This window comes from Corynebacterium urealyticum DSM 7109, from assembly GCF_000069945.1.
Taxonomy (GTDB): Bacteria; Actinomycetota; Actinomycetes; order Mycobacteriales; family Mycobacteriaceae; genus Corynebacterium; species Corynebacterium urealyticum.
Genome location: NC_010545.1, coordinates 1577932 through 1603577, shown reverse-complemented (window position 1 = coordinate 1603577; position 25646 = coordinate 1577932). Strand labels below are relative to the sequence as shown.

Genomic DNA, 25646 nt, shown 5'->3' with positions numbered 1-25646 from the left:
GGCATGATTTTGGGCATGGCACGTGGCGAACAGGCGAGCAAGAAACCCCCGGCGATCTCCGCGGTCAACATGATCGTGGGCGCGGAGGAATTCCTCGCCGAGCGGCAACGCTTCGCCATCGTCCACGCGGCTCGCAAGAACGCGGGCAATCCAGACCTACCCGTGGAGCTGCACAAGGCCACCAACCTGAGCGAGCCGCAGCTCATCGAGCTGCTGAGCCCCTCGCTGTTCGCAGAGGACCGGATCGTGGTGATCTCCGGGGTCGCGGACTGTGGGAAGGAGACGGTGGCGCTGCTGAAGTCCGCCATCGAAAGCCCGGCTGATGGCGTGGTGCTGATCCTGCTGCACAGCGGGAAGGGCCGCAATAAGCGGCTGGTCAACGAGTGGCAGAAGCTCGGGGTGCGGATCTTCCCGGCGGAGCCACTCCGGCCCCGGGAGCGGCGGTCCTTCGTGGAGCAGGAGTTCCGTTCCTATGGGGTGAGCGTGGGCCCGGAGGTCGTGGACCGCATGCTCGACTCGGTGGGCTCCGATCTGCGCGAGCTGGCGAGTGCGGTGAGCCAGCTGGTCGCCGACACCGATGCGAACGTCACCCCGGATGCTGTGCAGCGCTACTACCAGGGGCAGGCGGAGGTCACCGGCTTCGATATCGCGGACCTGGTGCTGGCCGGCCGCCAGGGGGAGGCCGTGGCCGCAGCGCGCCGGGCGATCCAGCTGGGCGTGCCACTGGTTCTCATCGCCTCGGCGCTGTCCACCGCGATGCGAGACGTAGCGCGCGTGGCCGGTGCCGGACGGATCGACCCACGCAGGGACGCGTCGGCCTTCGGGATGGCGCCCTGGAAGCTGGAGAAGACGCTGCGGGTGGCCAGGCAGTGGCCCCCGGCGGCGGTGTCCCGGGGCGTGCAGCTGGTCGCGCAGCTGGATGCCGGGGTGAAGGGGCAGCTGCCCGCCCCGGAATATGCGGTGGAGGACACGGTGCGACAGCTCGCGGGGCTCATCGCCCGCCGTTAGCGCCCTGGGCCTAGCCCCCGGCCAACCCCACCCCGCGACCCATGGTGTGCCGCTCGCTCCCCCGGGGAGCGAGCCTCCCCCGACCGGGGAACTAGGCGCCGAACCCGGCCCAGACCCCGGAGTGGATCGCCTGATCGTAACGGGACCCGAAGTCATAATCGCGGGTCGCCTCCCAGCGATTATCCCCCAGGTGCGCGCCGATCAGCGCGCCCGTCAGTGCGGCGCGGGAGTTTCGGTTACCCTCCCAGCTCACGGCGACGTGCAGGAAGTCCTGCGGGGCGTAGCGCTCAGCATTGTCCAGATACAGCTGTGCCAGGAGCAGCGCGGAGGCGGTAGCGGAACCCGCGCCCCAGCCGCGCCCCAGAATCTTCAGGAACTTGTGCGCATCGCGGTAGAGCTCCTCGAAGTCGCCGCTGGCCAGCATGGGGCTGATCACCTTGCGTACCTCGATCACGCGGTTCACCAGCTCGACGAGTGGCACATCCGGTCCCGGCAGGTCCGTGATCAGCGCGTTTTCCAGGTCCTCGATGATGTCCGACTTCTCCTGCTCGGTGAGGATCGTGTCCTCATCGAAGTGGCGGTCGCCCGCCAGCCCGGAGGCCACGTCCAGTAGGTCAGAACCCGGCTCCGCGAGCAGCGCGCACGCCACAACCGCTGCCGCCGCACGTGCCGGGCAGGAGTCATGGGTCAGCGTCGTCTGCAGCACGCTCCAGCCCACGCCGGTGCCTCCCTGGCCAAGGAACGCGGAGGCCGAGGAGCGCAGCACTGCGCCCGACCCAGGGGAGTGGGTGGATACTTTGTCCCACTCCTTGGGGCCGTGTTCGAGCAGGCGATCCAGGGACTCGGTGTTCGACGCGCCCGGGTAGCGCTGGTAGTCCGGGTCCCGGCGGTACGCGATGAACTGGCTGGCGATAGTCTCCATGCCCTCGTCGCGGTCCATGTCGCCCTCATCGATCGCCAGCATCGCGGCGGTCAGCGCCAGCGTCATCTGCGTGTCGTCGCTGATCTTCAGCTGATCCGGCAGCGGGGTGCTGTCCGACTGGGGCTCGGCGTTATAAGGAAAGCCCCATGCGTCCCCCAACGCGGTGCCGAACAGTGCCGAACGGAAGCGTTCCTTCATAGAACTTGTGGCTCCTTGGATTTTCAAAAAGAGGAGTGCGAAATTGCGGTTTCGCAGGAAAGCAAAAAGGGACCGGATGACCGATCCCTTCGTACTCTAGTGGAACCCCGCGGCGGAGAAACCCCCGCGCTGCGCGGTCCCCCTGAAACGGCGTATTTTACTTCATGCCGTTCAGGTGTGCGGCCATGCGGGACTTCTTGTTCGCCGCGTTGTTGCGGTGCAGAACGCCCTTGGTGACGGCCTTGTCGTACAGACGAGCAGCAACGCGCATCTGCTTCTCGGCTGCATCCTTGTCGCCGGCCTCCACGAGTGCGTGGAACTTGCGGGACTCGGTGCGCAGGCGGGAGCGGACTGCCTTGTTGCGCTGACGTGCGATCTCGTTGGTGAGAACGCGCTTCTTGGTCTGCTTGATGTTTGCCATGTGCTGGCTACCTCTTCCTTAAAAATCAGTGTTCGTGAAAACCATGGTGGCCGAGTGTGCCCAACGACGTTCTCTCACACGATGCCCAAGGTCCTGCCCCGTGCGGTCGGTGGCCCGAATCCCCCATGGGGAACTCGAGGGATTTTAGCAGCTGCTAGGCGCGAAACCTAACCACACTGGCGCGACACCTTTTCCAGAGTGATGCGAAAGCTTGAGGATCCCCCCGGAGGGGTCCATTAGTGCCAGCCGTAGCCTTCGCGTAGCCGCTGAGCGATGCGGTCGTAGCGCCGTTCCGGCATGTGCAGCCCGCGCCGCAGGATCTGTGACTCCGGGATTTCGAGGATCTTGTCGAGGCGCACCCAGCTTTCGCTGCGGTTCATGTCCCACGCGCCCGGCCCGATCGCGGTCCAGTTGTCGTGGTTGCGGTGCTCTTCGTTCGACGAGATCAGCAGGGTCAGCAGCGTGTGGTGGTTACGTCCGACGATGAGGACGGCCCGTCGTTGGATCTCTGCCCCACGGTTGGGGCGAATGTCTGCCCACACCACCTCACCGGGGTCCGCCTGGCCGTCCATGTCTGGTGCGTAGATCGTGGCGCGCGCGTGCACGTGCGTGGGTGTTTTGACGGTGGGCTCGGGCGGCACGTACCTCACGTTGGCGGATTCCGTGAGCCCCAGCTCGGAGTTCAGTAGCTCGAGCCCCTCGGCCAGGTTCCCGTAGTGCCGGAAGTGCCGGTTGAGCAGTCGGGTGATCCGGCCAGGCCGGTCCTGCTGCTTCGGTTGCGGTGGCGTTCGGTCGAAAAGGGGCATAGCGCTGATCTTATCGCGCCCGGCTGGTGGGGCGTTAGGAACGAGGCGCGACGATAGTGCACAATTCGCGGAACATAGTAGGGTTTGGATAGCGATTTACCCCCGCACCGTGCTGGGGAGAAGTGGCTTGAAGGAGAGTCGAGGAGTACGGCATGAGCGCCAAGCAGAAGAACTACGCCATCGAGACGTTTACGGAGCCCGAGCGGATCCGAAACTTCTGCATCATCGCGCACATCGACCACGGGAAGTCGACGCTGGCGGACCGCATCCTCGACCTCTCCGGCGTCATCGAACACCGCGATATGCGCGACCGCTACCTGGACAACATGGAGTTGGAGCGGGAGCGCGGCATCACCATTAAGGCGCAGAACGTTCGCATCCCGTGGGTGCCGAAGTCCGGTGCACACGAGGGGGAGCAGCTGGTCCTCCAGCTCATCGATACCCCGGGCCACGTGGACTTCACTTACGAGGTCTCCCGCGCCCTCGAGGCCTGTGAGGGTGCGATCCTGTTGGTCGATGCGGCCCAGGGTATTGAGGCCCAGACCCTGGCGAACCTCTACCTCGCGATGGATAAGGACCTGGAGATCATCCCGGTCCTGAACAAGATCGACCTCCCGGCGGCCGACCCGGAGAAGTACTCCCAGGAGCTGGCGAACATCATCGGCTGCGAGCCGGAGGAGGTCCTGCGCGTCTCGGGCAAGACGGGCGAGGGCGTGCCGGAGCTGCTGGACCGGGTCTGCGAGCTCGTCCCGCACCCGGTGGGCGACCCGGATGCACCGGCACGCGCGCTGATCTTCGACTCGGTCTACGACACCTACCGTGGCGTCGTGACCTACGTCCGCATGATGGACGGTCGCCTGAACGACCGCGAGAAGAACAAGATGATGTCTACCGGCACGGAGCACGACACCCTCGAGATCGGCGTCGTCTCCCCGGGACCGACGAAGACCAAGGGCCTCAGCGTGGGCGAGGTGGGCTACCTCATCACCGGTGTGAAGGACGTCCGCCAGTCCAAGGTTGGCGATACCGTCACCCTGGCGCACAACGGCGCGACCGAGCCGCTGCAGGGCTACGCGGAGCCGAAGCCGATGGTCTACTCGGGCCTGTTCCCGATCTCCGCGGACCAGTACCCGGAACTGCGTGAGGCCATCGAGAAGCTGCAGCTTAACGACGCCTCCCTGAGCTTCGAGCCGGAGACCTCCGTCGCCCTGGGCTTCGGTTTCCGCTGTGGCTTCCTCGGCCTGCTGCACATGGAGATCACCCGCACCCGCCTGGAGCGGGAGTTCGGCCTGGACCTGATCTCCACTGCCCCGTCCGTGGTCTACCGCGTGATCCAGGAGGACGGTACCGAAACCTTCGTGCGCAACCCGTCCGACTGGCCGGGTGGCAAGCTGCAGGCGGTTTACGAGCCGATGGTGGATATGACGATCATCGTGCCGGAGGCTTTCCTGGGCGGGACCATGGAGCTGTGCCAGTCCAAGCGCGGCCAGATGAAGAATATGGACTTCCTCTCCCAGGATCGCGTGGAGCTGCGCTACCGCATCCCGCTGGGCGAGATTATTTTCGATTTCTTCGATTCCCTGAAGTCTCGCACCAAGGGCTACGCATCCCTGAACTACGAGGAGGCCGGCGAGGAGCAGGCTGATCTGGTGAAGGTGGATATCCTGCTGCAGGGCGAGCCGGTGGATGCGTTCAGCGCGATCGTGCACCGCGAGAATGCGCACTACTACGGCAATAAGATGGCCGTGAAGCTCAAGGACCTGATCCCGCGCCAGCAGTTTGAGGTGCCGATCCAGGCTGCCATCGGTTCGAAGATCATTGCGCGTGAGAACATCCGCGCGTTGCGCAAGGACGTCCTCGCCAAGTGTTACGGCGGTGACATCTCGCGTAAGCGCAAGCTGCTGGAGAAGCAGAAGGAAGGTAAGAAGCGCATGAAGAACATCGGTACCGTCTCGGTGCCGCAGGAGGCCTTCGTCGCTGCCCTGTCCACCGGGGGCGAGGACTAGCTTCCTTCCGTTACGACGACCCGGCCGCCAATCTTGGCGTAGCCGGGTCGTTGTGTATTGAAGCCTCCTCTGGGGCCTGCGCGTGGGTGCCAGGGTGGCGCGCGGGACGCGGGAAGCGGGAGCTGTGAGTTTTAGTCTGTGAACTCTAGTCTGCGACTGGGGTCGGGGTACTCGCTGGGCTGGCTTGCTCGGCGCGCTGCTCAGCGGCCTGGCCTGTGGGCTGGGACGCGCGCTTGGCGTCGATGCGGCGGGCCAGGAAGGCGAAGATCGCACCGGAGATGTTGTGCCAGACCGCGGCGATCGCGCCCGGGATAGCAGCCTCGGGGCTCCAGTACTTGCCCGCCATCGCGGAGGACAGGCCTGCGGACTGGGTGGCGACCTCGATGGAGGTGGTGCGGGCGACGGCCTGTGGGTAACCGAAGACCTTGGCTGCCAGGAAGCCCAGGCCGTAGCCGATGGCGTTGTGCAGGATCACCGCGATGAGGGTGAGCAGGCCGACCTGGGCGAGGGTGTCGGAGGACTTCGCGACAGCGGGGAAGACCACTCCACCGATGGCGATGATGGACAGCCACGGCAGGATCGGCAGCAGCGCGGTGACGAAGCGGTCGAAGATCACGCGGATGACCAGGCCGCCGACGACGGGCAGCAGCACCGTCTGGACCAGGGACCAGGCCATGTTCGCGCCGTCGACCGGGGTCTCCTCACCGGCGAGCAGCAGCATGATGATCGGGGTGGCGATGGGGGACAGGATCGTCGACACGGAAGTCATGGCGACGGAGAGGGCGACGTCGCCCTTCGCGAGGTAGGCGACCACGTTGGAGGTGGTGCCGCCGGGGACGGAGCCCAGCATCAGCAGGCCGATGGCGAGCATCGGGTTGAGCCCCAGCAGCTTGGCGACCGCGACCGCGCCCAGCGGCATGATGATGAACTGGGCGACGACGCCGATGAAGATCGGCCAGGGGCGGCGCAGGATCTCCTTGAAGTCCGGCAGGGTCAGCGTGAGCCCCATGCACAGCATGATGATGGCGATCATCGTGGAGACGTGCGGGGCCAGCGGGGTGAAGGTGCCGGGGGAGAAGAAGGCCAGGGCGGAGCCGGCCAGGATGAACGCCGGGAAAGCGAAGACGGCGATGCGTGCCGAGCGCTCTTCGGCGTCCACGGTGGTGGTGTTCGTGGTGGTGTTGTGCTGAGTCATAAAACCACTATATGGGATTAGATTCCCAAAGTGTGAAATGGGGCGGTTTTTGCTAAGCATGGCTAAGCTGGGATGAAAGTGTTGAACAGAGCGCGTCATCGATGAGATGGGCGCGATGTTTTTGAGGATTAAGGGAGGTGTGCGCGATGTTGGCCAGCGGAGAAGGGTCCACAACCTGGTTCACGAGCGATCTGCATCTTGGGCACCCCTTGGTGTCCGGCATTAGGGGTTTCGGCGAGGACGAGGCCGGGGTGGCCCGGCACGACGACACCCTGCTTACTAACCTGCGCGAGGCTCTGAACGAAGGCGATCACCTGTGGGTCCTCGGAGATATCTCCAGCGGCTGGGAGCCTCAGGAGGAGGCGGCGCTCGACAAGCTTCAGGCGGCGCTGCGTGCGGAAGATATGCCGCGGGTCTACCTCCACCTGGTGAGCGGCAACCACGACTCAACCCACCCCCTGCACACGCACGCCTACCTGCGCCAGCCCCGCTTCCTGGAGGTCTTCGACTCCGTGCAGTCGATGCAAAACCTCCTCTGGGAGGGGCACACAGTGTGGCTCAATCACTTCCCGCGCCCCGGCCAGGACCACATCCCGGGTGGTTCCCGCCACGACGAGCTGCGCCTGGACGTGCCCTGGATGCTGCACGGTCATCTCCACTCGCCGACCCCCATCACCGGTGTCGGCCAGGTAGACGTCGGCGTCGATCCCTGGGGGTTCAAGCCGGTAGTGAAGGAAGAGCTTATGGAGACCCTGATGGCCTCCGGGCGGGCCTAAGTGCTGAGATTGCCAAGGCCCTGTGCTGAGCAAAATTTGCTGGCCTGCGTTGCTCTGAGAGGTCTCTAAGGTAGGGTTAATCCGAAAACCTCATGCCCTAAGCTGCATTTCTCCTGCTTCGGGCACCCCTGGACGTTTTAAAAGGTGGGAAGACAGTGAAGTTCAATATCCGCACTGCCGCGACACCGGCACGCTCGCTCGCAGCCGTACTCCTCGGTGCGGGCCTCACTGTCTCGGCCGTCGCAGGACCGGTTGGTGCAACGAACGCGGCGAAGCAGGAAGCGCTCGCAGCGTGGCCCGCGACGTCCGAAAATCTAGGCAAGTACATCACCAACGTGCCTGCCGAGACCACGATGGCCGTCGTCACCCCAAAGGGGATCGCGAAGACCGGCAACGCCGATGAACCGCGCCCCGGGCTGTCCGTGATGAAGATGTACATCGCGGACTACGTCCTGAAGTCCGGGGATAAGTCCGGCCGCGATTGGTACCTCACCCAGAAGATGCTGCGCATCTCCGACGACGACGCCGCCAACCAGCTCTATAAGAAGTACCCGGAGGCGATCACCAAGACCGCCCAGCGCTATGGCCTGTGGAGCACCGTGGCGGGGGATAAGTGGGGCACCTCGCTGACGAGCGCGACGGACGCCGCGGTCTTCCTCGATAACCTGCGCAAGCACACCCCCAACTCCCCGGTGCTGTTCTGGATGGGCACGGCGGCCCCCGTGGCCAGCGACGGCACCCGCCAGAACTGGGGCACCGCGCAGCTGCCGGGCGCCGAAGGCACCAAGTGGGGCTGGTCCGACTACGGCCAGACGGCGGTGAGCTCCGCCAGCTACGGCGCCAACTACACCGCCGCCGCCTTCACCTGGGGTGGGCCTGCCAAGCAGACGGCGGATGTGAAGTCCGCCCGTCCGCACTCCGGGTAGGCCCCACGTCACCTAGACTGGTTTCTCAAGAAAGGGTTCTTCCCTTGAAGGAGGAAACAGACTGTGAGCAATAACCGCGACAACGGAAACGGCCGTCCCAATTGGGATTTTGAGGACGACGACGCCGAGACCTCATTCTTCCCCCGCGTCAATGACGGGGGCTTTGACCAGGCCGGCGACGGTTTCGACGGAAACGATGATGCAACGCGCATTATTCGCCCACAGGGTGGGGCGGATCAGGACCCGACGGGGCAGTTCGACACTCAATACCTTCCGGACGGGGCAGCGGGCACCTCGGGCTATGGGGCCGCGCAGTACCCGCCGCACGGGGCGGCCGGGCAGCCGGACTACCAGAACGGGCAGCCTCCTCAGTATCGCCACAATCAGCCGCAGTATCAGCAGGGCCCGCCACCGGGCTACGGTGCCGGCTACCCCGGACCGCAAGGGCCAGGCCCACAGCAGGGCTATCAGCAGCCGCCGAATGGCTACCCGCCGCGCCAGCCACAGCAGCACGGCAACCCCCAGTTCAGCGGCGGAGCCCAAGGGCAGAATGGCCAGGGCAAGCGGCGCACCCCAGTGGGGCCCATCCTGGGAATCCTGCTGGTCATCGCCCTGCTGATCGGCGGGTTCATGTGGTGGAATAACCGCTCCGACGAGTCGGCGGACGACAAGACCTCGAGCTCGACGACCACAACCACCACCGTCACCACCGAGCCGAGCACCGAAGCGCCGGAGACGCAGGAGCCGAGTCGCGGCCCCAGCCTGGATGATCTGCGCAATCGCCTCGGCGGTCGCGATAACCAGGGTCCGGGTGGCCAGCCGGGCGGGGACACCAACCCCGCGCCGGAGGGCAATAACCCGGGCAACGGCACCGGCGGCATTGAGCTGCCCGACACAAGCCAGCTCGAGCAGGACCTGCGCAACCGCGCCGACGACCTGCTGAACCAGCTGGGCTAGTATCCGGCGCCTGCCCGCGGGGCGTTGCGGCGCGCCCCCTGGGCGAGCTTAAGAAGCTGAGAGTGGCCCAGGACGCCTTAGAGCGATTTAGAGCGTCGGGGTCTCGCCCCGAAGCTCCTTGATCCGTTCCTTCTCGGCGGCGAGCACCTCGCTCATGACCTGCTGGTCAGTGATATCCATGGCCTCCGGATTCTGCTGGGCGGCCACCGAGTCGCGGGCATAGGAATCGAAGAGCTCCCGCTTGGTTGCCAGCAGCAGGTGCAGTCGCTCCTCCACGGAGTCTGGGGTGAGCAGCCGGTGCACCTCCACCGGGTTGATCTGGCCCATCCGGTGGGCGCGCGCGATGGCTTGCGCCTCGACCGCCGGGTTGAGCTGCGGCTCGATGAGCACCACGTGGTTGGCCGCCTGGATATTCAACCCCTCGCCGGCAGCGTTGATCTGCGCGACGAGCACAGCGCCGGGCTCGGCTGCGGTGAAGTCATCCACCGCCTGCTGGCGTTCCTGGTGGCTCACCCCGCCCGCGATCGGGCCGAATGCTCGGTCGCCGAGGCTGTCCATGAGGTGATCGAGCACGCCGCGGAAGTACGTGAAAACGATCGTCTTATCGTCATCCAGGCCATCGGTGAGCAGCTCGGCGAAGCGCTCCATCTTCGCGGACCCCGGCCCGCTGAAGCTCTGCCGCATCTGCATGAAGTTGCCCGCCTCGACGGCCTCGTTGTACTTCTCACGCTCCGCCTCGAAGGCCTCGATCCATTCCTCCGTCTCGGTCAGCGGTGGCAGCTCGGCGAGGACGTCGCTCTGGTTGCGGCGCAGGTAGCGGCGCGCGACGACGGTGCGGAACTCACGCGCGCTCCTGCGTGCCTTCTCGAGCTTGGGCGCTAGCTCGGGATCGAGGTAACCCAGCAGCGTCTCCATCTCGGCCACCCGGTTTTCCAGCGGGGTGCCGGAAAGGTAGGTGACGACGTCCGTCCGTGCGGTGAGTTGCTGTACGCCCTGCGCTTGCTTGGACTTGGGGTTCTTCGCCCGGTGTGCTTCGTCGACGACGAGCGCGCCGTAGTTAAGGTCGCCGGTCATGACCGTGGAGTCCCCGCGCACCTCGGGGAAGCCCACGATGGCCACCCCGCCCCGGTTGCTGAAGGCCTCGTAGGCGGCGTCCTTGTACGGGCCGGCGATGATGTGGGGATCAAGATCCGTGAATTTTTTTGATCTCGCGCTCCCAGTTGATGCGCAGGCTCGGCGGGCAGACCACTAGAAAGTGCTTCTCGCCGCGGGCGGCGAGGTGGGCGAACACCGCAAGAGCCTGCATGGTTTTGCCCAGGCCCATCTCATCGCCGATCAGGACCTTGCGCTGGGCAAGCGCGTACCTCGCCCCGAAGTCCTGGTAGCCGCGCAGGCTCGCGTGCAGCACGCCACGGAGAGTGATCTCCTCGATGGACTTGGCGATGTCCTCCGGCACGGCGGTGGCGGATTTGTCGTCGCCGAAGGCGTGGAACTCCGCCGCGCGGATGGCGTACAGGTGCCACGCCTGCTCCGTGGACAGCGGGGCACCGCGGGCCGGGATCTTTGCGAGCTCTGCCTGCGTGATCAGGCGCGGACCATCGGCCGGGCGGGCCAGCGCGAATTCGCTGACGCCCTGCGCGTAGGCATCGAAGCCTTCCGGCAGTGCCAGGAATGGTCCTTCGAGCTGGGTTTCGCGTTGCTGCTCGCGGAACTGGAGCAGCTCAGCCAGTGCCCGGACGTAGGCGGTGGAGGGGCCCTTATCCCGGTAGTCGATCACCGCGGGCTGATCCGCACGCATTTCGGCGGCGTAGCGCTTCGCCGCGGCGATGGCCTGCCGAGCGGTCTGTTCCCCCACGCCGTCGTATCGGGTGAGGTCACTGACGGTGGCGGCCTCGATGTCCAGCAGATTCAGGTGTTGCAGGGGGCCTAAGCGCAGGGACGTCGATGGCGTGAGTTGGTCGAGGATCTGGATGTCGGTCTGCCTTAGCTCCGCGTCCGCGAGCTTGGTCTTCAGGGATCGCTGCTGGCTCTCGACTTCGGCCAACAGTGATTTCTCGGTGGCTTCGACTTCCGCCAGCCGCGCGAGTGCTTGCCGGTGGACATCGATATCCTCGGGCTGGTGCCAGTGCACCTCCCATCCGGTGAGCTTTTCCAGTTCGGAGGTGATCGCCGGGCGCATTGTCGCGAGATCGATCCCCAGGAACTGGCCGCGGTCCGTGGAACCCAGGGCAGCGTCCACACCGGTCAGGATGGAGTGAACCGTGGCGCCGTCGATGGCGGCGTACCTGCGGTAGGTGTCGATCTGGGCCTGTGGGCGGGATCGGAAGAGGCGGCGCAGGCCCCGGTATTCGGCGAGCTTCTTGAGTTCCGGGCGCTGCTGTTCCAGCTCGTCGCGGGTGGGGATTTCTCCCACGGTCTGCAGCGAGGAGTTGACCTCGTTCCAGGGAATGCTCGGCGCCTGGCCTGCTGCGATGTTGCGCAGGAAAGCGGCCGTGCTGAGGTTCTGCCCAAGCCCGAAGAGTCGGGCGGAGTCCTCGGAGCACAGCGTTGGGGCGGGTCCACCCTCGCGGAGCCGGTTGACCCGCTGCGTGGTGGCCTCCCAGTGGTAACGCACGTCGACCAGCCCGTCGATGAGCGAATCGATGCGTTGAGCTGTGACTTCCTGGCCGTCGATATTCACGCCGAACATCCTATCAACGCCCGTGTCGGCAGACCGGGGCGAAATGAGGCGAGGGGAGTGGCGACGGAGAGGGGAAAATGACGGCGAAATGTAGCCTGCGTCACTATGCTGGAAAATATAACTATCTACCGACAAAACGGAGGTTTCACATGGTGCAGCGAGTAGGCATCGTCGGAGCAGGTCTCATGGGATCCGGAATCGCAGAGGTTGCTGCGAAGTCCGGCGCGGACGTCCTCGTGTGGGAGCTGAAGCAGGAGGCCCTCGACGCAGGCAAGGAGCGCATCGAGAAGTCCCTGGCCAAGGCCGTGGAGCGCGGAAAGCTCTCCGCAGAGGACCGGGACGCCACCCTGTCCCGCCTGAGCTACACCACCAACCTGGAGGACTTCGCGGACCGCGAGATGGTCATGGAGGCCATCGTCGAGAACGAGAAGATCAAGAAGGACGTCTTCGCGCAGCTCGACGAGATCGTCGAAGACAAGACCGCGCCGCTGTGCTCCAACACCTCGTCGCTGCCGATCCAAACCATCGCCTCGGCGACGAAGAACCCGGAGCGCGTGCTCGGCCTGCACTTCTTCAACCCGGTTCCGGTTCTGCCTCTCGTGGAGGTCATCCCGGCGCTGACCACCTCTGAGGAGGCCGTGGAGAAGGCGCAGACCTTCGCGACCGAGAAGATGGGCAAGACCGCCATCCGTGCGAAGGACCGTTCCGGCTTCATCGTGAACTTCCTGCTGGTGCCGTACATGCTCTCCGCGATCCGCATGGTGGAGCAGGGCGTGGCCACCGCAGAAGACATCGACACCGGCATGAAGCTGGGCGCCGCGCACCCGATGGGCCCGCTGACCCTGGCCGACATGGTTGGTCTCGACACTTGTGCCTTCATCGCGGACGTCATGTTCGAGGAGTTCGGCGACCCGACCTACTCCTGCCCGCCGCTGCTGCGCCGCATGGTGCAGGCCGGCCACTTCGGCCGCAAGTCCGGCAAGGGCTTCTACGAGTACTAAAAACTATCTCTGCCGCCCGCGGTTTTTCTGTATCGTGGGAGGGGCAACGGAACATTCCAACTTCTAGGAGGAAGCACATGTCTATCGACGACATCAAGGGCAAGGCAAAGGAAGCTTTCGGCGACGCAACGGGCGACGAGTCCACCAAGGCTGAGGGCAAGATCGATCAGGCTAAGTCCGATCTGCAGGACAAGGCTAACGAGGTCAAGGACAAGGCTGCTGAGGTCTTCAACGACGCGACCGACAAGTAAAGAATTTTCCCTCGTTTAAGCCCCTGGGCATAAGCCCCGGCGCTTAGGCTGAAGATTTTTGAGGCTCCCAGCCGGTTTTCCGGTGGGAGCCTTTCTTGTTGCCACGTTGCCTGAGTTCCTCGGCCAGCCCGGGGGCTTAGCCCTCCGCGGGCTCCTCCTCCGGCTCGCCCTCCCAGAAACCGAAGCGCTTCAACCGCTCGCGGTCAGCAGCCGAGGTCGAGCCCGTGAGCTTCAGCAGTTCGGAGTAGATACCCCCGGAGGTCGCCAGCTCCGCGGGGGAGCCAACCTCGTCGACGCGGCCCTCGTCCAGGGTGACGATGGTGTCCACGTTTGCGATCGTCGACAGCCGGTGGGCAATCACGAGTGTGGTGCGCCCTTCCATCAGTTGTTCCAGGCCCGCCTGGACCACGCGCTCTGCCTTGGTATCCAGCGCGGAGGTGGCCTCATCCAATACCAGCACGGGGGCGTCCTTCAGCATCGCTCGGGCTACCGCGATGCGCTGCTTCTGGCCGCCGGACAGCCGCAGGCCCCGTTCTCCGATGACCGTGTCGTAGCCGTCGGTGAAGCCCACGATGAACTCGTGCGCATTCGCACGCTTGGCGGCATCCTCGATATCTGCCTGGCTGGCATACGGGGTGGCGTAGGCGATGTTCTCGCGGATCGTGCCGGAGAACAGCGCCGGCTCCTGGAAGACCACGCCCACCGAGGAACGCAGCTCCGCGCTGCTCAACGTCGAGACGTCCTCACCGCAGACGGTGAGCGTCCCAGCGGTGGGCTGGTACAGGCCCAGCAGGAGGTTCACCAGGGTGGATTTACCGCCGCCGGACTCGCCGACCAGCGCCACCGTCTGGCCCCGCTGCGCGCTGAAACTCACATCGTGAATGACGGGCTCGCCGGGCAGGTACTCGAAATCCACGTCCCGGAACTCGAAGACCGGCCCCGACTGCGGGGCTGAAAGCTGCGGGACGAGAGCAGCGTTCACATCCTCCTGGTCGACGAGCATGCTGCCGCCTGGGCGAGAGGCTTGCTGCAAGGCGGGTGCTGTTGTTGGCTCCTCCAGCTCCTCCATCGCTTCGAAGTATTCGCGGGAACCGGCGGCGGCGCGCTGGGCGGTGTCCACCAGCCAGCTCATCATGCTGGCCGGCTGGCGGGCCATGACCACAAGCTGCAGGAGCAGGACCATGTCGCCGATGGTGAAGCGCCCGCTGATCGTCTGCCAGAACAGGGTGAGGTAGATGGCGAAGAAGATGATGTTCATCCCGCCCATGCGGAGGGTGTCCATCATGTGCCAGTAACGGGACTGCACGCGGGTGATCTGCACGGTCTCGTCGAAGTGCTTCTGGAAGATGCGCAGCTCGCGCAGCTCCGTGACGAAGGACTTGACTACCTTCACCTGGCCGATGACCTCGGCGAACCGGCCCTGGGCGGTGTCAATGTGCTCGTTTTTCTCCTTCTCCCAGACGATCCACTTTCGGCTCGTTAGCGCGGTGAGCCACAGGTACATCGGGAAGATCACGGCCAGCAGCAGGGCCAATGGCCAGTAGTAGATCGCGGTGATCACCAGGATCAGCGCGACCGTGAGCAGCATGGAGAAGAAGTTATTGGCGAAGGACTGCAGGAACTGGGTGAGCCCCAGGATCGAGCGGTCCAATCGCGAGATGATGGTGCCCGTGACCTGCTTGTCGTAGTAGCTCTGAGGCAGGCTGAGCAGTTTCGCAAAGTAGCGGTTGGAGAGGATCTGCCGCATCCGGGTGGCCATCACGTCACCGAACCAGCCGCCGATATTGCGAACCAGGTTACTGGCCAGTTCCACGCCGAGCAGGGCCACGGCCAGCCAGATCACGGTCTGCAGCGCGGTGTCGCGGGAGAGCTCGCCTTGCACCGAGGCCACGATCGTGTCGGTGGCGTTTTTCACCAGGAATGGTGCGGCCAGCGCCAGGCCGGCGGTGAGGATGCTCGAGATCATCACGATCACGTAGAAGGGCATGAGCTCCTTCGTGGATCGCAGGATCCTGCCGAAAGCGGCAATCATGTACTCGCTTGCTCCTTCGTTGGGCTAGAGGTTTACCAACCAAGAAGCCTAGCGAAGAGGGCAGACAGGCTTTAGGCGCGCTCTCCAAAGCCTGCCGCGGCGATGCGGTCCAGCGCCTCGGTGAGGATCTCCCGAGACGTCGCAAAATTGATCCGCACGTGCCCGTCACCGCCGGCACCGTAGATGGCTCCGGTGTTGAAGGCCACCTTCGCCCGCTTAAAGATCTGCTCCGCTGGGTCCGGGGGTGTTTCGCTGTTCCCGTCCGTCGCCTTATAAATCCCGGGGACGTCGCGGACGTCCACCCACAGTAGGTAGGTCCCCTCCGGTCGGTGGAATGTTGCGCCGGGCAGGACCTCGGGCAGGCGGCGTTCGATCAGGTCGAGGTTGCCGCTGAGGTAGTCGACCTGTTCCTCCAGCCAGCCGGACTCGTCGCTGTAGGCGGCGGTCGCGGCGGCGATCCCGATGGTGGATGCCTCCCCGGTGCGCAGCTTGTGCACTCCTGCCATGATCTCGCGGTCGCGCGGGGAGCTCAGGATCATCTGGGCGCATCGCAGGCCAGCCGTGTTCCACCCCTTCGACGTGGCGGTGACCGTGATGGTGTTCTCCGCCGCGATCTCGCTGATCGAGGCGGCCGGGGTGTGCTGGTGTCCCGGATAGACAATGGGGGCGTGGATCTCGTCGGAGATGACCCGCACGTTGTACTTCGCCGCCAGCTCGACGACGTCGCGCAGTTCTTCCTTGCTGAACACCCGGCCGAGCGGATTATAGGGACTGCACAAGATCAGCGACCCGGCCGGCGCGGCTGGGTTTCCTTCTTCCGCCGGTCCGTTGTTTCCCGCTTCCTTTCCGACGACGACGCGTCCGCGTGTGCTTGCGGTGCCGGATGCGAAGACCTCTTCCAGGGCCGCGAGGTCGAACCTGCCCTCCGGGGTCAGAGCCACTTCGATCGCGGGCCGGCCGGTGACGACGGGGATCTCGAAGAAGGGGTTATAGGCGGGAACTGGCAGCACGATCGCGGAGCCAGCGGGGGTGAGCTCTTCGACGGCAATCGTCACACCCTTAACCACGTCGGGGACGGTGCGAACCCAGTCGGGGGAGAAGCTCCAGCCGAACCGGCGCTCGTAGAATGCAGCGAGTGCTTCTCGCAGCTCCACGTCGTCGGCGGAGTAGCCGAAATATTCGCGGTCCACGCAGTCCTGGATGGCGCGGGCGACGGCGGGGCAGGTATGGAAGTCAGACTCCGCGACCCACATGGGGATGACGTCATCGGGGTAGCCGCGCCACTTCTTCGTACCGCGGCGGCGCAGTTCAGCCAGGGCGGGCAATTCGAGGGAGCTGGAATTGTGGCTAGTCATGGGCAACAGTGTACGCGCCCGGACGGGGGTATAGACAACACTGTCTATGTTCTGACTTTGAGTGCTTAACTAGGGTCGAGTATCGATTGAACGCCAGAGCGACAGGCGGGTCGGCTGTCGATGGGACTGTCGCGCTCCGGCTGAGGTCCCCCGTGAGTGACGAAGGAAGGTCAACATGAAGAATAAAAACGCTGCGGATTGGCGCAGGCATCGTCGGCGTGACCCTGGCGGCAGGCCTGGTTGCATGCTCGGAGGAGGACACTGCCGCCCAGGGTGGGCGCACCATCGACAACTGCGGCATGGAGATCTCGATCGAAAAGAGGCCGGAGCGCATCGTCACCCTGCGCCAGGCCACCACCGAAAACCTCTTCGAGCTGGGCCAGAAGGACAAGATGGTTGGCACCAGCTCGCTGCGCGACAAGGTCCAGCCGAAATGGCAGGAGGCTTATGACAGCATTCCAGTGCTGAGCAAGACCGTCGCAACCGCGGAGCAGGTGCTCGACGTGGACCCGGATTTCATCGTCGCGACCCAGCGTGGCAGCTTCGTGGAAAGTCTCACCGGCACCCGTGAGTTCTGGGCGGATAACGGGGTCCGCACCTTCGTGTCCAACACGGACTGCCCGGCCGACGGCACGACCGGCTTCGAGAATCTCCAAAAGGACTACGAGCAACTGGGCGAAATTCTCGGCGCGGAAGAAGAAGCCAAGAAGCTCATCGACCAGACGCAGGAGGCCGTCGACAACGCGGATGTGAACTCTGGCAAGTCGCTGGCCTTCCTCTTCAACATCAACGACGCCGCCCCGTGGGTCGACGGCCGCTACGGAATCTCCAACGACATCGCGAAGCTCACTGGTTCGACCAACGTCTTCGAGGACCTCAAGGAGGATCGCAACGAAGTCAGCTGGGAGGCTTTCGCCGAAAAGGATCCGGACTACATCGTCGTCGCCGACATCTCTGGCCGCGGTCTGCCGATGGATACCGCGCAGGAGAAGATCGACGAGCTCAAGCGCGAGCCTGCGACCAAGAATATGAAGGCGGTGCGCGAGAACAAGTTCATCGTCGTCCCGGGTGTTGGACTGGACCCGTCGGTGCGCTCCATCGAGCCGCTGGAGATCATCGCCAAGGAAGTATCCAAGGACGACTAGCTCCTAGCCCGGCGCCTGCCCACCGGCCCCACGGCCGTGTCTGGGCGGGTCGCTACACTGGAGCGCATGTTAGATTTCGACACGCCTTCCAGCCTTCCCTACGAGCTGCCGGACTTCGCCAAAGTCGAGGTCAGCGAACTCGTTCCGGCCTTCTTCACTGCAGTGGACGATCATGCCGCGGAGGTGGCCGCCATCGCGGCGACCCCCGAAGAGCCGACGTGGGAGAACACCGTGGAGGCCCTGGAGGCCTCCGGGCGGATGCTTGACCGCGTGCTCGCGGTGATCTTCAACTACGCCGGCACGATGGCCACCCCGGAGATCCGCGACGTGGAAGAGGCGGTGTCCCCGCCACTGGCGAAGCACTTCTCCGAGCTCTACCTCAACGAGGCGCTGTGGGAGCGCATCAAGCGGGTCGATGAAAACACTCAGATCGAGGAGGGCAGCGAGGAGGCCGCGCTCATGGCCTACTGGCGCCGCAAGTTCCGCCGGGGCGGGGCAGAACTCGCCCCGGAACAGCGAGACGAGCTCAAGCAGATCGACGAGCGCCTCGCCGAGCTATCCACCCGCTTCGGCCGTGTCCTACAGGAGCAGACCGAAGCGTCCGCCGTGTTGATCACCTTGGAGGAAGAGCTCGCGGGCCTCAGCGAGGCCACCCGCGAGGTGCTGGCCACCGATGCGAAGGAAGCCGGCAAGCAGGGCTGGCTCATCCGGCTCGGCCTGCCCAGCGTGCAACCCATCCTGGAGTCCCTCGAAAACCCGGAGGTTCGCCGCCGGGTCTACGAGGCCTCCCTACAACGGGCCGGTACTGCCAATGATGAGACCCTCAAGGAGATCGCCCGCCTGCGCGCCCGCCGCGCAGCGCTTCTGGGCTACGCCTCCCACGCGGACTTCGTGGCAGAGGAGGAAACCGCCGGCTCCGTCGATGCCGTCAAGGGGCTGCTGAACCAGGTCATTCCCGCCGCGGTGGGCAATGCCCACGGTGAGTACAAGCGACTGCTGGACAAGCAGGCCGTCTCCGCTGGCGAGGAAAATCCAGAGCTCACGGGCGCGGATTGGGCCTACTGGTCCGCCCAGCTCAAGCAGGAAGAGCTCTCGGTGGACGAGGAGGAGCTGCGCAGCTACTTCCCCCTGGACCAGGTGCTCATCGACGGCGCCTTTTACGCCGCCCAGCGCCTCTATGGCATCGAGGTTGTCCGCCGCGAGGACCTCGAGGGCTACCACCCGGAAGCCCTGGTCTGGGAGGTCCGCGAGGGTGCGGACAGCAGCTACCCGGGAGTGGCCCCTGGGGAGGGCATCGGGCTGATAATCACCGATATGTACGCCCGCCCGACCAAGCGGGGAGGTGCGTGGATGAGCAGCTTTGTGGATCAGTCCGATCTGCTGGGCACCAAGCCGGTGGTCGTCAACGTCCTCAATATCGCCAAGCCGGCCGAGCTCGCGCCGGGCGAGGTGGGACGAGCGCTGCTCAGCCTCGATGAGGTGGCCACGGTCTTCCATGAGTTCGGCCACGCCCTGCACGGGTTGCTCTCCGAGGTTCGCTACCCGAGCCTGTCCGGCACCTCCGTACCACGCGACTTCGTGGAGTTCCCCTCCCAGATCAATGAGAACTGGGCACTGCAGCCGGAGATCCTGGCTAACTACGCCAAGCACGTGGATACCGGCGAGGTGCTGCCCGCCGAGCTGGTCGCCGCCGTCCAGAAGCAGGCGCAGTGGGGCGAAGGTTTCGCTACCACCGAGTACGTCGCCGCCTGCGTGGTGGACCTGGCCTGGCACCAGCTCACCGAGGACGAAGCGGCCCAGGTGACGGACATCGCCGCCTTCGAGCGCCGCGCGCTCGAGGAGGCTGGCATCGATATCGCGGATAAGATCGCCCCCCGCTACCGCTCCGCCTACTTCAACCACATCTTCGCTGGTGGCTATTCGGCGGACTACTGGTCTTACCTCTGGGCTGAGGTCCTGGACGCCGATGGTTTCCAGGCCTTCGTTGACACCGGAGCCGCCCGGGAGGCGTCGTTGGATGCTGACGATGCGGCGAAGACCAGCGGTGCCGAAGCTGAAGAGATCGATCTGGACGACGTCCGCTTCGCTGGGGAGCGCTTCCGCCGCATGATCCTCTCGCGCGGTGCGACCATCGACTACGAGGATGCATTCTGGATGTTCCGTGGCCGTCAGCGCAGCGTCGAACCGCTGCTGCGCCGCCGTGGTCTGGCCGGCGCGGTTACCGGCTAAGCGCGCGCAACGAGTAGATTCGCGGTAGTGAGAACATGAATTGGCTGATCAACGCCTCGGTATGGATCCAGGCTCCGGTGGTGGTGGCGTTCCTGCTCGCCTTCGCCGGGGGCGTATCCTGGCTGCTCAATAAGGTGCTCTGGGGGATCATTCCCCGAAGCGCCGAGGAGGCGGAGGTGCTGGGGCCAGAGAGCGTGAAGCTGCTGGCAGCACAGGTTGAAAAACCTGCGACCCCGGGGCGTGCCCAACGGTCCTCGGGTTCTCAGCCAGAGCGTGGCGCCGGTGCAGATGCCGGGCGCTGCGGTGAACAGGAGAGTGTTTAGGAAACCATGAAGCACCATTCGAAGGTTCGGCAGGCCCTTGCCCTGCTGCTCGTGCTCCTTCTCGTGGCGTGGCTCGCGGCTAACGTCCTCTAAGGTCTTTGCCCCTCGGTGGTGGGGGAGGCCCGCAACGATGCGCGACCCGGGGAAATCTGCGTTTTAGTGACCTGCACCACTTATGTGTGTTTTTATAGCTGTAGCGAAATCTATTACTGAGCTACGGTCCATAAAGGAGAATGATGAGGACGGAATACACCTCAGAACCGCTGTATACCATCGGCGAGAACGAGACGATTCTGACCGCGCTGCGTGACCTGCAGAAAGATCACCCGAGCGTGGTCGTCTTCAGTCGTCCGAAGAACTTCGACTGGGAGGATGTCACCACCACTCAGTTCCTCGACGAGGTCTATGCCGTCGCCCGCGGCCTCATCGCCAATGGGGTGAAGGCCAAGGACCGCGTCGTCATCATGTCGGAAACCCGCTACGAGTGGTCGCTGCTTGACCTGGCGATCCAGGCAGCGGGCGCGATCTCCGTGCCGATCTACCCGTCCTCCTCGACCTCCCAGTGCGCCTGGATCGTGCAGGACTCCGGCGCCAGCTTCGCCGTAGGCGAGACCCAAGAACACTGCGAGCGTCTCGAAAACTTCATCCCCGAGGATGGAACTCCCACCGAGAAGGAACCGCTGACACGCGTGCTGGGCATCAACCGCGGTGCCGTCGACATCCTCATCAACGACGGTCGCGACAAGAAGATCTCCCAGGACGAGGTTGAGGCCCGCATCGCCGATGTGCGTACCTCCGATGTCTGCTCCATCGTCTACACCTCCGGCACCACCGGCCGCCCGAAGGGCTGCAAGGTGCTGCACTCCAACTGGCTCAGCGAGGCCCGCGGCCTGGCAACCCACCCGATCGGCCGCCTGGGTATGCCGGGCAAGAGTGCGGTGACCTTCCTTCCGCTGGCGCACGTGCTCTCCCGCGCGGTGTCCTACCTGCTGCTCACGACCGGCTGCACCCAGACCCACTGGTCGGACTTCGGCACTCTGGTCACCGAGTTCCAGCGCTCCAATCCGAACATGGTCCTGGGCGTGCCACGCGTCTTCGAGAAGGTCCACGCGGGTGTGCGTGCTAAGGCCTCCGATGGGTCCAAGATCGGCGAGAAGCTCTTCGAGCGCGCCGAGAAGGTCGCGGTGGAGTACTCCAAGGCGCTGGACACCCCGCAGGGGCCGAACCTTGCTCTGAAGACCAGCCGCGCGATCTTCGACAAGCTGATCTACTCCAAGGTCCGCGAGGCCATGGGCGGGGAGCTGGAGTACGCCATCTCTGGCGGCTCGGCGCTCAACACGGAGCTCATGCACTTCTTCCGCGGCGTCGGCGTGTACATCTACGAGGGCTACGGGCTGACCGAATCCACTGCCGCGATTACCGTGAACTTCGAGCCGGATAACATCATCGGCACCGTGGGTCGCCCCGTTGGCGGCAACACCGTCCGCATCGCCGAGGACGGCGAGATCCTGCTCAAGGGCGACGTCATCTTCGGCGGCTACTGGAACAACGAGGAGGCCACCAAGGAGGCCTTCGACGAGGATGGTTTCTACGCCACCGGTGACCTGGGCGCCCTGCTGCCGACCGGCCACCTGCGCATCACCGGCCGCAAGAAGGAAATCCTCGTCACCGCTGGCGGTAAGAATGTCTCCCCGGGTCCGCTGGAGGACATCCTGCGTTCCGCCCCGCTGATCTCCCAGGCCATGGTCGTGGGTGATGATCAGAAGTTCATCGGCGCCCTGATCTCCCTGGATGAGGCCGCAGTGGAGAGCTGGAAGGCCCGCAACGGCATCTCCGCCGGCACCTCGATCCGTGATCTGGCGAAGAACCCGAACCTGCGCGGCGAGATTCAGGACGCGATCAACGAGGCCAATCAGTCGGTCTCCCACGCGGAGGGCATCAAGAAGTTCCGCATCGTCCACCGCGACTTCGAGGAGGAGCGTGGCGAGGTGACTCCGTCAATGAAGCTCAAGCGTTTCATGGTGGAGAAGAATTTCGCCGACGATATTGCCTGGATCTACTCCGAGAAGTAGCTGCCCGTCCCCGTGACGCCGTCCCACTGGGTGGCGCCAGGGGCCGAAAGCTCACATAAATCCCCGGACACGGCCAAGCCTCCCGGACGTACCCGCATCACTCACATAATGTGATGCGGGTACAGCCTTTTATGCGCCGCCCTACAGGGAAACGGAAGCTGGGAAGGCGAAGTGTCGGATGTCGTGGACGAAGTAAAAAAGGGAGGTCACGTGCACTACGATGCGTCGCTGCGCGTGCGCGACCTCACCCAGAATATCTACGACATCGGCGATGAAATCGCCGAGCACATCGAGCACATCGCCCAGGCCATCGCGGATTGGGACGGCGAGCTGGTCGAGGACTGCTTGCTTGAATTCACCTCTGTCGTCCGCCAGGGCCGCAAGGAGGTCCGCCCGGGGCTCGCGGAGCTCAACGGCCTACGCCAGGCGTTCGTATCCGGAGTGCGCAGCGGAGAGATGTCCAATACTTTCCACCACCCCGGACGCACCCTGTCCTTCTTGCGCAAAGGCGCACCCACACCGCCGCCCGAGAGCAATCAGGCCGCGACGGGGGTGACGTCCTCATCGCAGGGCGCTGACGACGGAGCCCGGCCGCAGATGGCAACGACCGCCGGCTGGCGGCTGTGGCTGCGCGAGCGCAACGAGGAAATCATCGGCGAGCTGGCGGAGCTCTCCGAGTGGGTCGTCCAGCAGACCGACCTGGCCATCAACGCGCAGGCCGTTCTCCTGCCGCAGGTCTTCAACGAGGCCGAGAAGCGCACCCGGGAGATCGTGGCGCACTGGCAGGAGGGTGTGGCCAAGCAGCCAGCCGTGGCACAAGCCATGCGCGGGGAGGCCCCACCGCAGTTCCTCGCCGAGCGGGCTCGCATCGAGCAGCTCATCGCAAAGCTGACGAAGCGGCGCGGCCGGGTAGTGTAGCTGGGCATGACCAGCGGGCTGTATATCCACGTGCCGTTCTGCGCTTCGCGCTGCGGCTATTGCGACTTCAACACCTATACCCCCGCGGAGCTGGCCGCCGATCCTGCCAGCATGGGGTCCGCGCAGGGGCGCACCCCGGCCGGCTATCTCGACGCGCTCGAGGTGGAACTTGAGCTGGCGGCAGCGGCCTGGGATCGGCGGGGGCTCTACGAGGGGGAATCCGACCCCGGGGTGAGCACCGTCTTCTTCGGCGGCGGCACCCCTTCCATGCTGGGTGCTGAGGGGCTGGTGCGCGCCCTCAACGCGGTGCGCCGCACCGTTGGCCTGGCCCCGGACGCGGAGGTCACCACAGAGGCCAACCCGGAGTCCACGAGCCCGGAATTTTTCACCCGCCTCCGCGAGGCAGGCTTCAACCGGATCTCCCTTGGCATGCAGTCGGCGGCTGGACACGTCCTGAAGCTCCTGGAGCGCCAGCACACGCCTGGCCGCCCGGAACAGGCGGTGGCGGAAGCCAAGGCCGCGGGCTTTGAGCACGTGAACCTGGACCTGATCTACGGCACGCCCACCGAGCGTGACGAGGATCTGGCCCGCAGCTTGGATGCCGTCATCGAGGCGGACGTGGACCATGTTTCCGCTTATTCCCTCATCGTCGAGGACGGCACCGCGATGGCCCGCAAGGTCCGGCGCGGGGAGCTGCCGGCACCCGATGAGGACGTCTACGCCGACCGTTACCGCATGATTGACGAGCGTCTCGTCGAGGCGGGTTTCCAGTGGTATGAGGTCTCCAACTGGGCCAAGCCGGGCGGGGAGTGCGAGCACAACCTCATCTACTGGCGGGATGGTCAGTGGTGGGGCGCGGGCCCAGGGGCCCACGGTTGCGTGCGGCTGCGTGAGGATGCGGCGGCGCAGTACCTACCGGTTGAAGCAGCGGAGCGCACGGGCGCGGAGGATTTCTCTGGCATCACGCGCCTGGTCAACGCCAAGTACCCTGCGCGCTACTGGGAGGCCCTCATGCAGCGCCATGACCTGCCCGCGGTGACCTTCGAACCACTGAGTCAAGCAGACCTGACTACCGAGCACCTGATGCTGGGCCTGCGACTGCGAGAGGGTGTCGCACTTGCTGGGCTGGCGGGAACCGAGGCGGAAATCGAGCGCTACCAGCACCTGGGCCTGCTCGAGGTCGATGCGCGCGCACAACGTCTGCGGGTCACGGAGCAGGGCCGCTACCTGGTGGACGGCATCGTGACCGACCTACTGCTCGCCATGGAGTGATCATGGAGTGAACCCAGCCTTTCGCCTAGGCTGGGGGAGAAGCAGAACAGATGGTGGTGAGCTTTTCCGTGACTAATCGCGTGCCGAAGAACCGTGCGTCGCTGTCGACCCAGCAACGCCGCAGCGAGGTGTTGCGCGCCATCGTGTCAGACTACATCTCCCTGCAGGAGCCGGTGGGTTCCAAGATGCTCCTCGACCGGCACCAGCTGGGCGTGTCCTCGGCGACGATCCGCAACGACATGGCCGCCCTCGAGCAGGATGGCTACATCACCCAGCAGCATGCCAGCTCTGGGCGCATCCCCACCGTGAAGGGCTACCGCCACTTCGTGGACGGCATCCACGCGGTCAAGCCGATGAGCATGCCGGAGCGTCGGGCGATTCTGGACTTTCTGGAGCACGGGGTGGACCTCGAGGACGTCCTGCGCCGCAGCGTTCAGTTGCTGGCTCAGCTGACCCGCCAGGTGGCGGTCGTTCAGCTGCCGGATATGCGCATCGGCCGGGTGAAGCACTGCGAGCTCGTGCACCTTTCCACCCACCGCCTGCTCGTCGTCCTCATCACAGACACCGGGCGGGTCGACCAGCGCAACGTCGACCTCGGGGAACCGCTCGCCGAGTCCGACCTGCCGCGCGTCCGCGACTTGGTGAACCACAGCGTCGTCGGGCTGACCCTGGAGGAGGCCTGCGCGAAGATCGCCTCCCTAGCCCAGGAGGCCCGGTCGAAGACGGTGCCCGCGGAGCTGCGGCCGGCCCTGATCGCGGTGGCGACCGTGCTGATGGAGACCATGGTGGAGCGCCCCAACGACCGGCTCATCCTCGCTGGGACCCCGAATATCGCCCGGGTGGGGGAATTAACCCCGGTGCTCGAAGCGTTGGAAGAACAGGTCGTCGTTCTCAAACTCCTCTCTGGGGTCCGCGACATGGGTATCCAGGTCAGCATCGGCGAGGAAAACGAGGACGAAGAGCTGCGCAGCGCCTCGGTGATCTCCACCGGTTACGGCGCGGAAAACGCGGTCATGGGCGGGCTCGGTGTGCTGGGCCCAACCCACTTGGACTACCCCGGCACGATGTCTAAGGTGACCGCAGTGGCGCACTATGTATCCCGGATTCTGGCCGGGGAGTAGACTGCAAGTTTGGTTTCGATAGCGAGCAAAGG

At 65.0% G+C, this 25646-nt stretch carries 22 protein-coding genes; 14 read left to right on the top strand and 8 right to left on the bottom strand.

Annotated features, from left to right (window positions below; all coding sequences use genetic code 11):
• The first annotated feature begins 3 nt into the window (after positions 1 to 3).
• Positions 4 to 1008 (top strand): DNA polymerase III subunit delta, encoded by a 1005-nt coding sequence (gene holA / locus CU_RS06835; RefSeq protein WP_012360605.1) that lies wholly within the window; start codon positions 4 to 6, stop codon positions 1006 to 1008.
• Positions 1009 to 1099: 91 nt separating this feature from the next.
• Here the strand turns inward: holA and CU_RS06830 are convergent, their stop codons facing one another.
• From CU_RS06830 to CU_RS06820, 3 genes are all read right to left on the bottom strand, one after another.
• Complete coding sequence (locus CU_RS06830) at positions 1100 to 2128, bottom strand: ADP-ribosylglycohydrolase family protein (protein WP_012360604.1); 1029 nt, start codon at positions 2126 to 2128, stop codon at positions 1100 to 1102.
• Between the two features lie 157 nt (positions 2129 to 2285).
• The gene (gene rpsT / locus CU_RS06825) at positions 2286 to 2549 is read right to left on the bottom strand and encodes a 30S ribosomal protein S20 (protein ID WP_012360603.1); all 264 of its coding nucleotides are present in this window, start codon (positions 2547 to 2549) and stop codon (positions 2286 to 2288) included.
• Positions 2550 to 2785: 236 nt separating this feature from the next.
• The gene (locus CU_RS06820) at positions 2786 to 3355 is read right to left on the bottom strand and encodes a type II toxin-antitoxin system PemK/MazF family toxin (protein WP_012360602.1); all 570 of its coding nucleotides are present in this window, start codon (positions 3353 to 3355) and stop codon (positions 2786 to 2788) included.
• A gap of 152 nt (positions 3356 to 3507) precedes the next feature.
• Here CU_RS06820 and lepA point away from each other — a divergent pair, with 152 nt between their 5' ends.
• On the top strand, positions 3508 to 5361 hold the full coding sequence (gene lepA / locus CU_RS06815) for a translation elongation factor 4 (protein ID WP_012360601.1): 1854 nt from the start codon (positions 3508 to 3510) through the stop codon (positions 5359 to 5361).
• 145 nt (positions 5362 to 5506) lie between these two features.
• Here the strand turns inward: lepA and CU_RS06810 are convergent, their stop codons facing one another.
• Positions 5507 to 6556 (bottom strand): bile acid:sodium symporter family protein, encoded by a 1050-nt coding sequence (locus CU_RS06810; RefSeq protein ID WP_231837628.1) that lies wholly within the window; start codon positions 6554 to 6556, stop codon positions 5507 to 5509.
• Positions 6557 to 6702: 146 nt separating this feature from the next.
• Here CU_RS06810 and CU_RS06805 point away from each other — a divergent pair, with 146 nt between their 5' ends.
• From CU_RS06805 to CU_RS06795, 3 genes are all read left to right on the top strand, one after another.
• Entirely contained in the window at positions 6703 to 7332 is a 630-nt protein-coding gene (locus tag CU_RS06805) for a metallophosphoesterase family protein (RefSeq protein WP_012360599.1), read from the top strand.
• 155 nt (positions 7333 to 7487) lie between these two features.
• Complete coding sequence (locus tag CU_RS06800) at positions 7488 to 8258, top strand: serine hydrolase (protein ID WP_012360598.1); 771 nt, start codon at positions 7488 to 7490, stop codon at positions 8256 to 8258.
• A gap of 63 nt (positions 8259 to 8321) precedes the next feature.
• Complete coding sequence (locus CU_RS06795; protein ID WP_012360597.1) at positions 8322 to 9215, top strand: hypothetical protein; 894 nt, start codon at positions 8322 to 8324, stop codon at positions 9213 to 9215.
• A gap of 87 nt (positions 9216 to 9302) precedes the next feature.
• Here CU_RS06795 and CU_RS11045 read toward each other — a convergent pair whose 3' ends face one another.
• Together CU_RS11045 and CU_RS11040 are read right to left on the bottom strand one after the other, a co-directional pair.
• Positions 9303 to 10325, bottom strand: coding sequence for a DEAD/DEAH box helicase (locus CU_RS11045; protein ID WP_269446313.1), 1023 nt, complete (start codon positions 10323 to 10325; stop codon positions 9303 to 9305).
• Between the two features lie 73 nt (positions 10326 to 10398).
• Complete coding sequence (locus CU_RS11040; protein ID WP_269446312.1) at positions 10399 to 11895, bottom strand: SNF2-related protein; 1497 nt, start codon at positions 11893 to 11895, stop codon at positions 10399 to 10401.
• 149 nt (positions 11896 to 12044) lie between these two features.
• Between CU_RS11040 and CU_RS06785 the strand changes: the two genes are divergently transcribed.
• Both CU_RS06785 and CU_RS10340 read left to right on the top strand, forming a co-directional pair.
• A complete protein-coding gene (locus CU_RS06785) occupies positions 12045 to 12896 on the top strand; it encodes a 3-hydroxybutyryl-CoA dehydrogenase (RefSeq protein WP_012360594.1) in 852 nt (283 codons plus the stop codon).
• Positions 12897 to 12973: 77 nt separating this feature from the next.
• Positions 12974 to 13147, top strand: coding sequence for a CsbD family protein (locus CU_RS10340; protein WP_012360593.1), 174 nt, complete (start codon positions 12974 to 12976; stop codon positions 13145 to 13147).
• Between the two features lie 136 nt (positions 13148 to 13283).
• Here CU_RS10340 and CU_RS06780 read toward each other — a convergent pair whose 3' ends face one another.
• Together CU_RS06780 and CU_RS06775 are read right to left on the bottom strand one after the other, a co-directional pair.
• Positions 13284 to 15179 (bottom strand): ABC transporter ATP-binding protein, encoded by a 1896-nt coding sequence (locus tag CU_RS06780; RefSeq protein WP_012360592.1) that lies wholly within the window; start codon positions 15177 to 15179, stop codon positions 13284 to 13286.
• A gap of 71 nt (positions 15180 to 15250) precedes the next feature.
• A complete protein-coding gene (locus CU_RS06775; RefSeq protein WP_012360591.1) occupies positions 15251 to 16534 on the bottom strand; it encodes a MalY/PatB family protein in 1284 nt (427 codons plus the stop codon).
• 218 nt (positions 16535 to 16752) lie between these two features.
• On the opposite strand from CU_RS06775, the gene CU_RS06770 reads away from it, so the two are divergent.
• The 7 genes from CU_RS06770 (at position 16753) to hrcA (ending at position 25614) form a co-directional block, all read left to right on the top strand.
• Complete coding sequence (locus CU_RS06770) at positions 16753 to 17679, top strand: ABC transporter substrate-binding protein (RefSeq protein ID WP_012360590.1); 927 nt, start codon at positions 16753 to 16755, stop codon at positions 17677 to 17679.
• A 66-nt stretch (positions 17680 to 17745) separates the two neighbouring features.
• Entirely contained in the window at positions 17746 to 19908 is a 2163-nt protein-coding gene (locus CU_RS06765) for a M3 family metallopeptidase (RefSeq protein ID WP_012360589.1), read from the top strand.
• 35 nt (positions 19909 to 19943) lie between these two features.
• Entirely contained in the window at positions 19944 to 20231 is a 288-nt protein-coding gene (locus CU_RS06760; protein WP_012360588.1) for a hypothetical protein, read from the top strand.
• A 236-nt stretch (positions 20232 to 20467) separates the two neighbouring features.
• On the top strand, positions 20468 to 22303 hold the full coding sequence (locus CU_RS06755) for an AMP-dependent synthetase/ligase (protein WP_012360587.1): 1836 nt from the start codon (positions 20468 to 20470) through the stop codon (positions 22301 to 22303).
• A 171-nt stretch (positions 22304 to 22474) separates the two neighbouring features.
• Positions 22475 to 23221, top strand: a complete 747-nt coding sequence (locus CU_RS06750) for a hypothetical protein (RefSeq protein ID WP_012360586.1) — start codon at positions 22475 to 22477, stop codon at positions 23219 to 23221.
• A 6-nt stretch (positions 23222 to 23227) separates the two neighbouring features.
• Positions 23228 to 24493 carry a radical SAM family heme chaperone HemW gene (gene hemW / locus CU_RS06745; RefSeq protein ID WP_012360585.1) on the top strand — a complete coding sequence of 422 codons (1266 nt, stop codon included), beginning with the start codon at positions 23228 to 23230 and terminating at the stop codon, positions 24491 to 24493.
• 50 nt (positions 24494 to 24543) lie between these two features.
• The gene (hrcA, locus tag CU_RS06740) at positions 24544 to 25614 is read left to right on the top strand and encodes a heat-inducible transcriptional repressor HrcA (RefSeq protein ID WP_012360584.1); all 1071 of its coding nucleotides are present in this window, start codon (positions 24544 to 24546) and stop codon (positions 25612 to 25614) included.
• Positions 25615 to 25646 lie beyond the last annotated feature (32 nt).

Excerpts from the sequence above, each read along its gene's own strand:
- CU_RS10340 (WP_012360593.1), top strand. The coding sequence starts at position 12,974 with ATGTCTATCGACGACATCAAGGGCAAGGCAAAGGAAGCTTTCGGCGAC.
- holA (WP_012360605.1), top strand. The coding sequence starts at position 4 with ATGATTTTGGGCATGGCACGTGGCGAACAGGCGAGCAAGAAACCCCCG.
- CU_RS06820 (WP_012360602.1), bottom strand. The coding sequence starts at position 3,355 with ATGCCCCTTTTCGACCGAACGCCACCGCAACCGAAGCAGCAGGACCGG.
- CU_RS06780 (WP_012360592.1), bottom strand. The coding sequence starts at position 15,179 with ATGATTGCCGCTTTCGGCAGGATCCTGCGATCCACGAAGGAGCTCATG.
- hrcA (WP_012360584.1), top strand. The coding sequence starts at position 24,544 with ATGGTGGTGAGCTTTTCCGTGACTAATCGCGTGCCGAAGAACCGTGCG.
- CU_RS06760 (WP_012360588.1), top strand. The coding sequence starts at position 19,944 with ATGAATTGGCTGATCAACGCCTCGGTATGGATCCAGGCTCCGGTGGTG.
- CU_RS06805 (WP_012360599.1), top strand. The coding sequence starts at position 6,703 with ATGTTGGCCAGCGGAGAAGGGTCCACAACCTGGTTCACGAGCGATCTG.
- rpsT (WP_012360603.1), bottom strand. The coding sequence starts at position 2,549 with ATGGCAAACATCAAGCAGACCAAGAAGCGCGTTCTCACCAACGAGATC.
- CU_RS06785 (WP_012360594.1), top strand. The coding sequence starts at position 12,045 with ATGGTGCAGCGAGTAGGCATCGTCGGAGCAGGTCTCATGGGATCCGGA.
- CU_RS06830 (WP_012360604.1), bottom strand. The coding sequence starts at position 2,128 with ATGAAGGAACGCTTCCGTTCGGCACTGTTCGGCACCGCGTTGGGGGAC.
- CU_RS06765 (WP_012360589.1), top strand. The coding sequence starts at position 17,746 with ATGTTAGATTTCGACACGCCTTCCAGCCTTCCCTACGAGCTGCCGGAC.
- lepA (WP_012360601.1), top strand. The coding sequence starts at position 3,508 with ATGAGCGCCAAGCAGAAGAACTACGCCATCGAGACGTTTACGGAGCCC.
- CU_RS06810 (WP_231837628.1), bottom strand. The coding sequence starts at position 6,556 with ATGACTCAGCACAACACCACCACGAACACCACCACCGTGGACGCCGAA.
- CU_RS06775 (WP_012360591.1), bottom strand. The coding sequence starts at position 16,534 with ATGACTAGCCACAATTCCAGCTCCCTCGAATTGCCCGCCCTGGCTGAA.
- CU_RS06755 (WP_012360587.1), top strand. The coding sequence starts at position 20,468 with ATGAGGACGGAATACACCTCAGAACCGCTGTATACCATCGGCGAGAAC.
- hemW (WP_012360585.1), top strand. The coding sequence starts at position 23,228 with ATGACCAGCGGGCTGTATATCCACGTGCCGTTCTGCGCTTCGCGCTGC.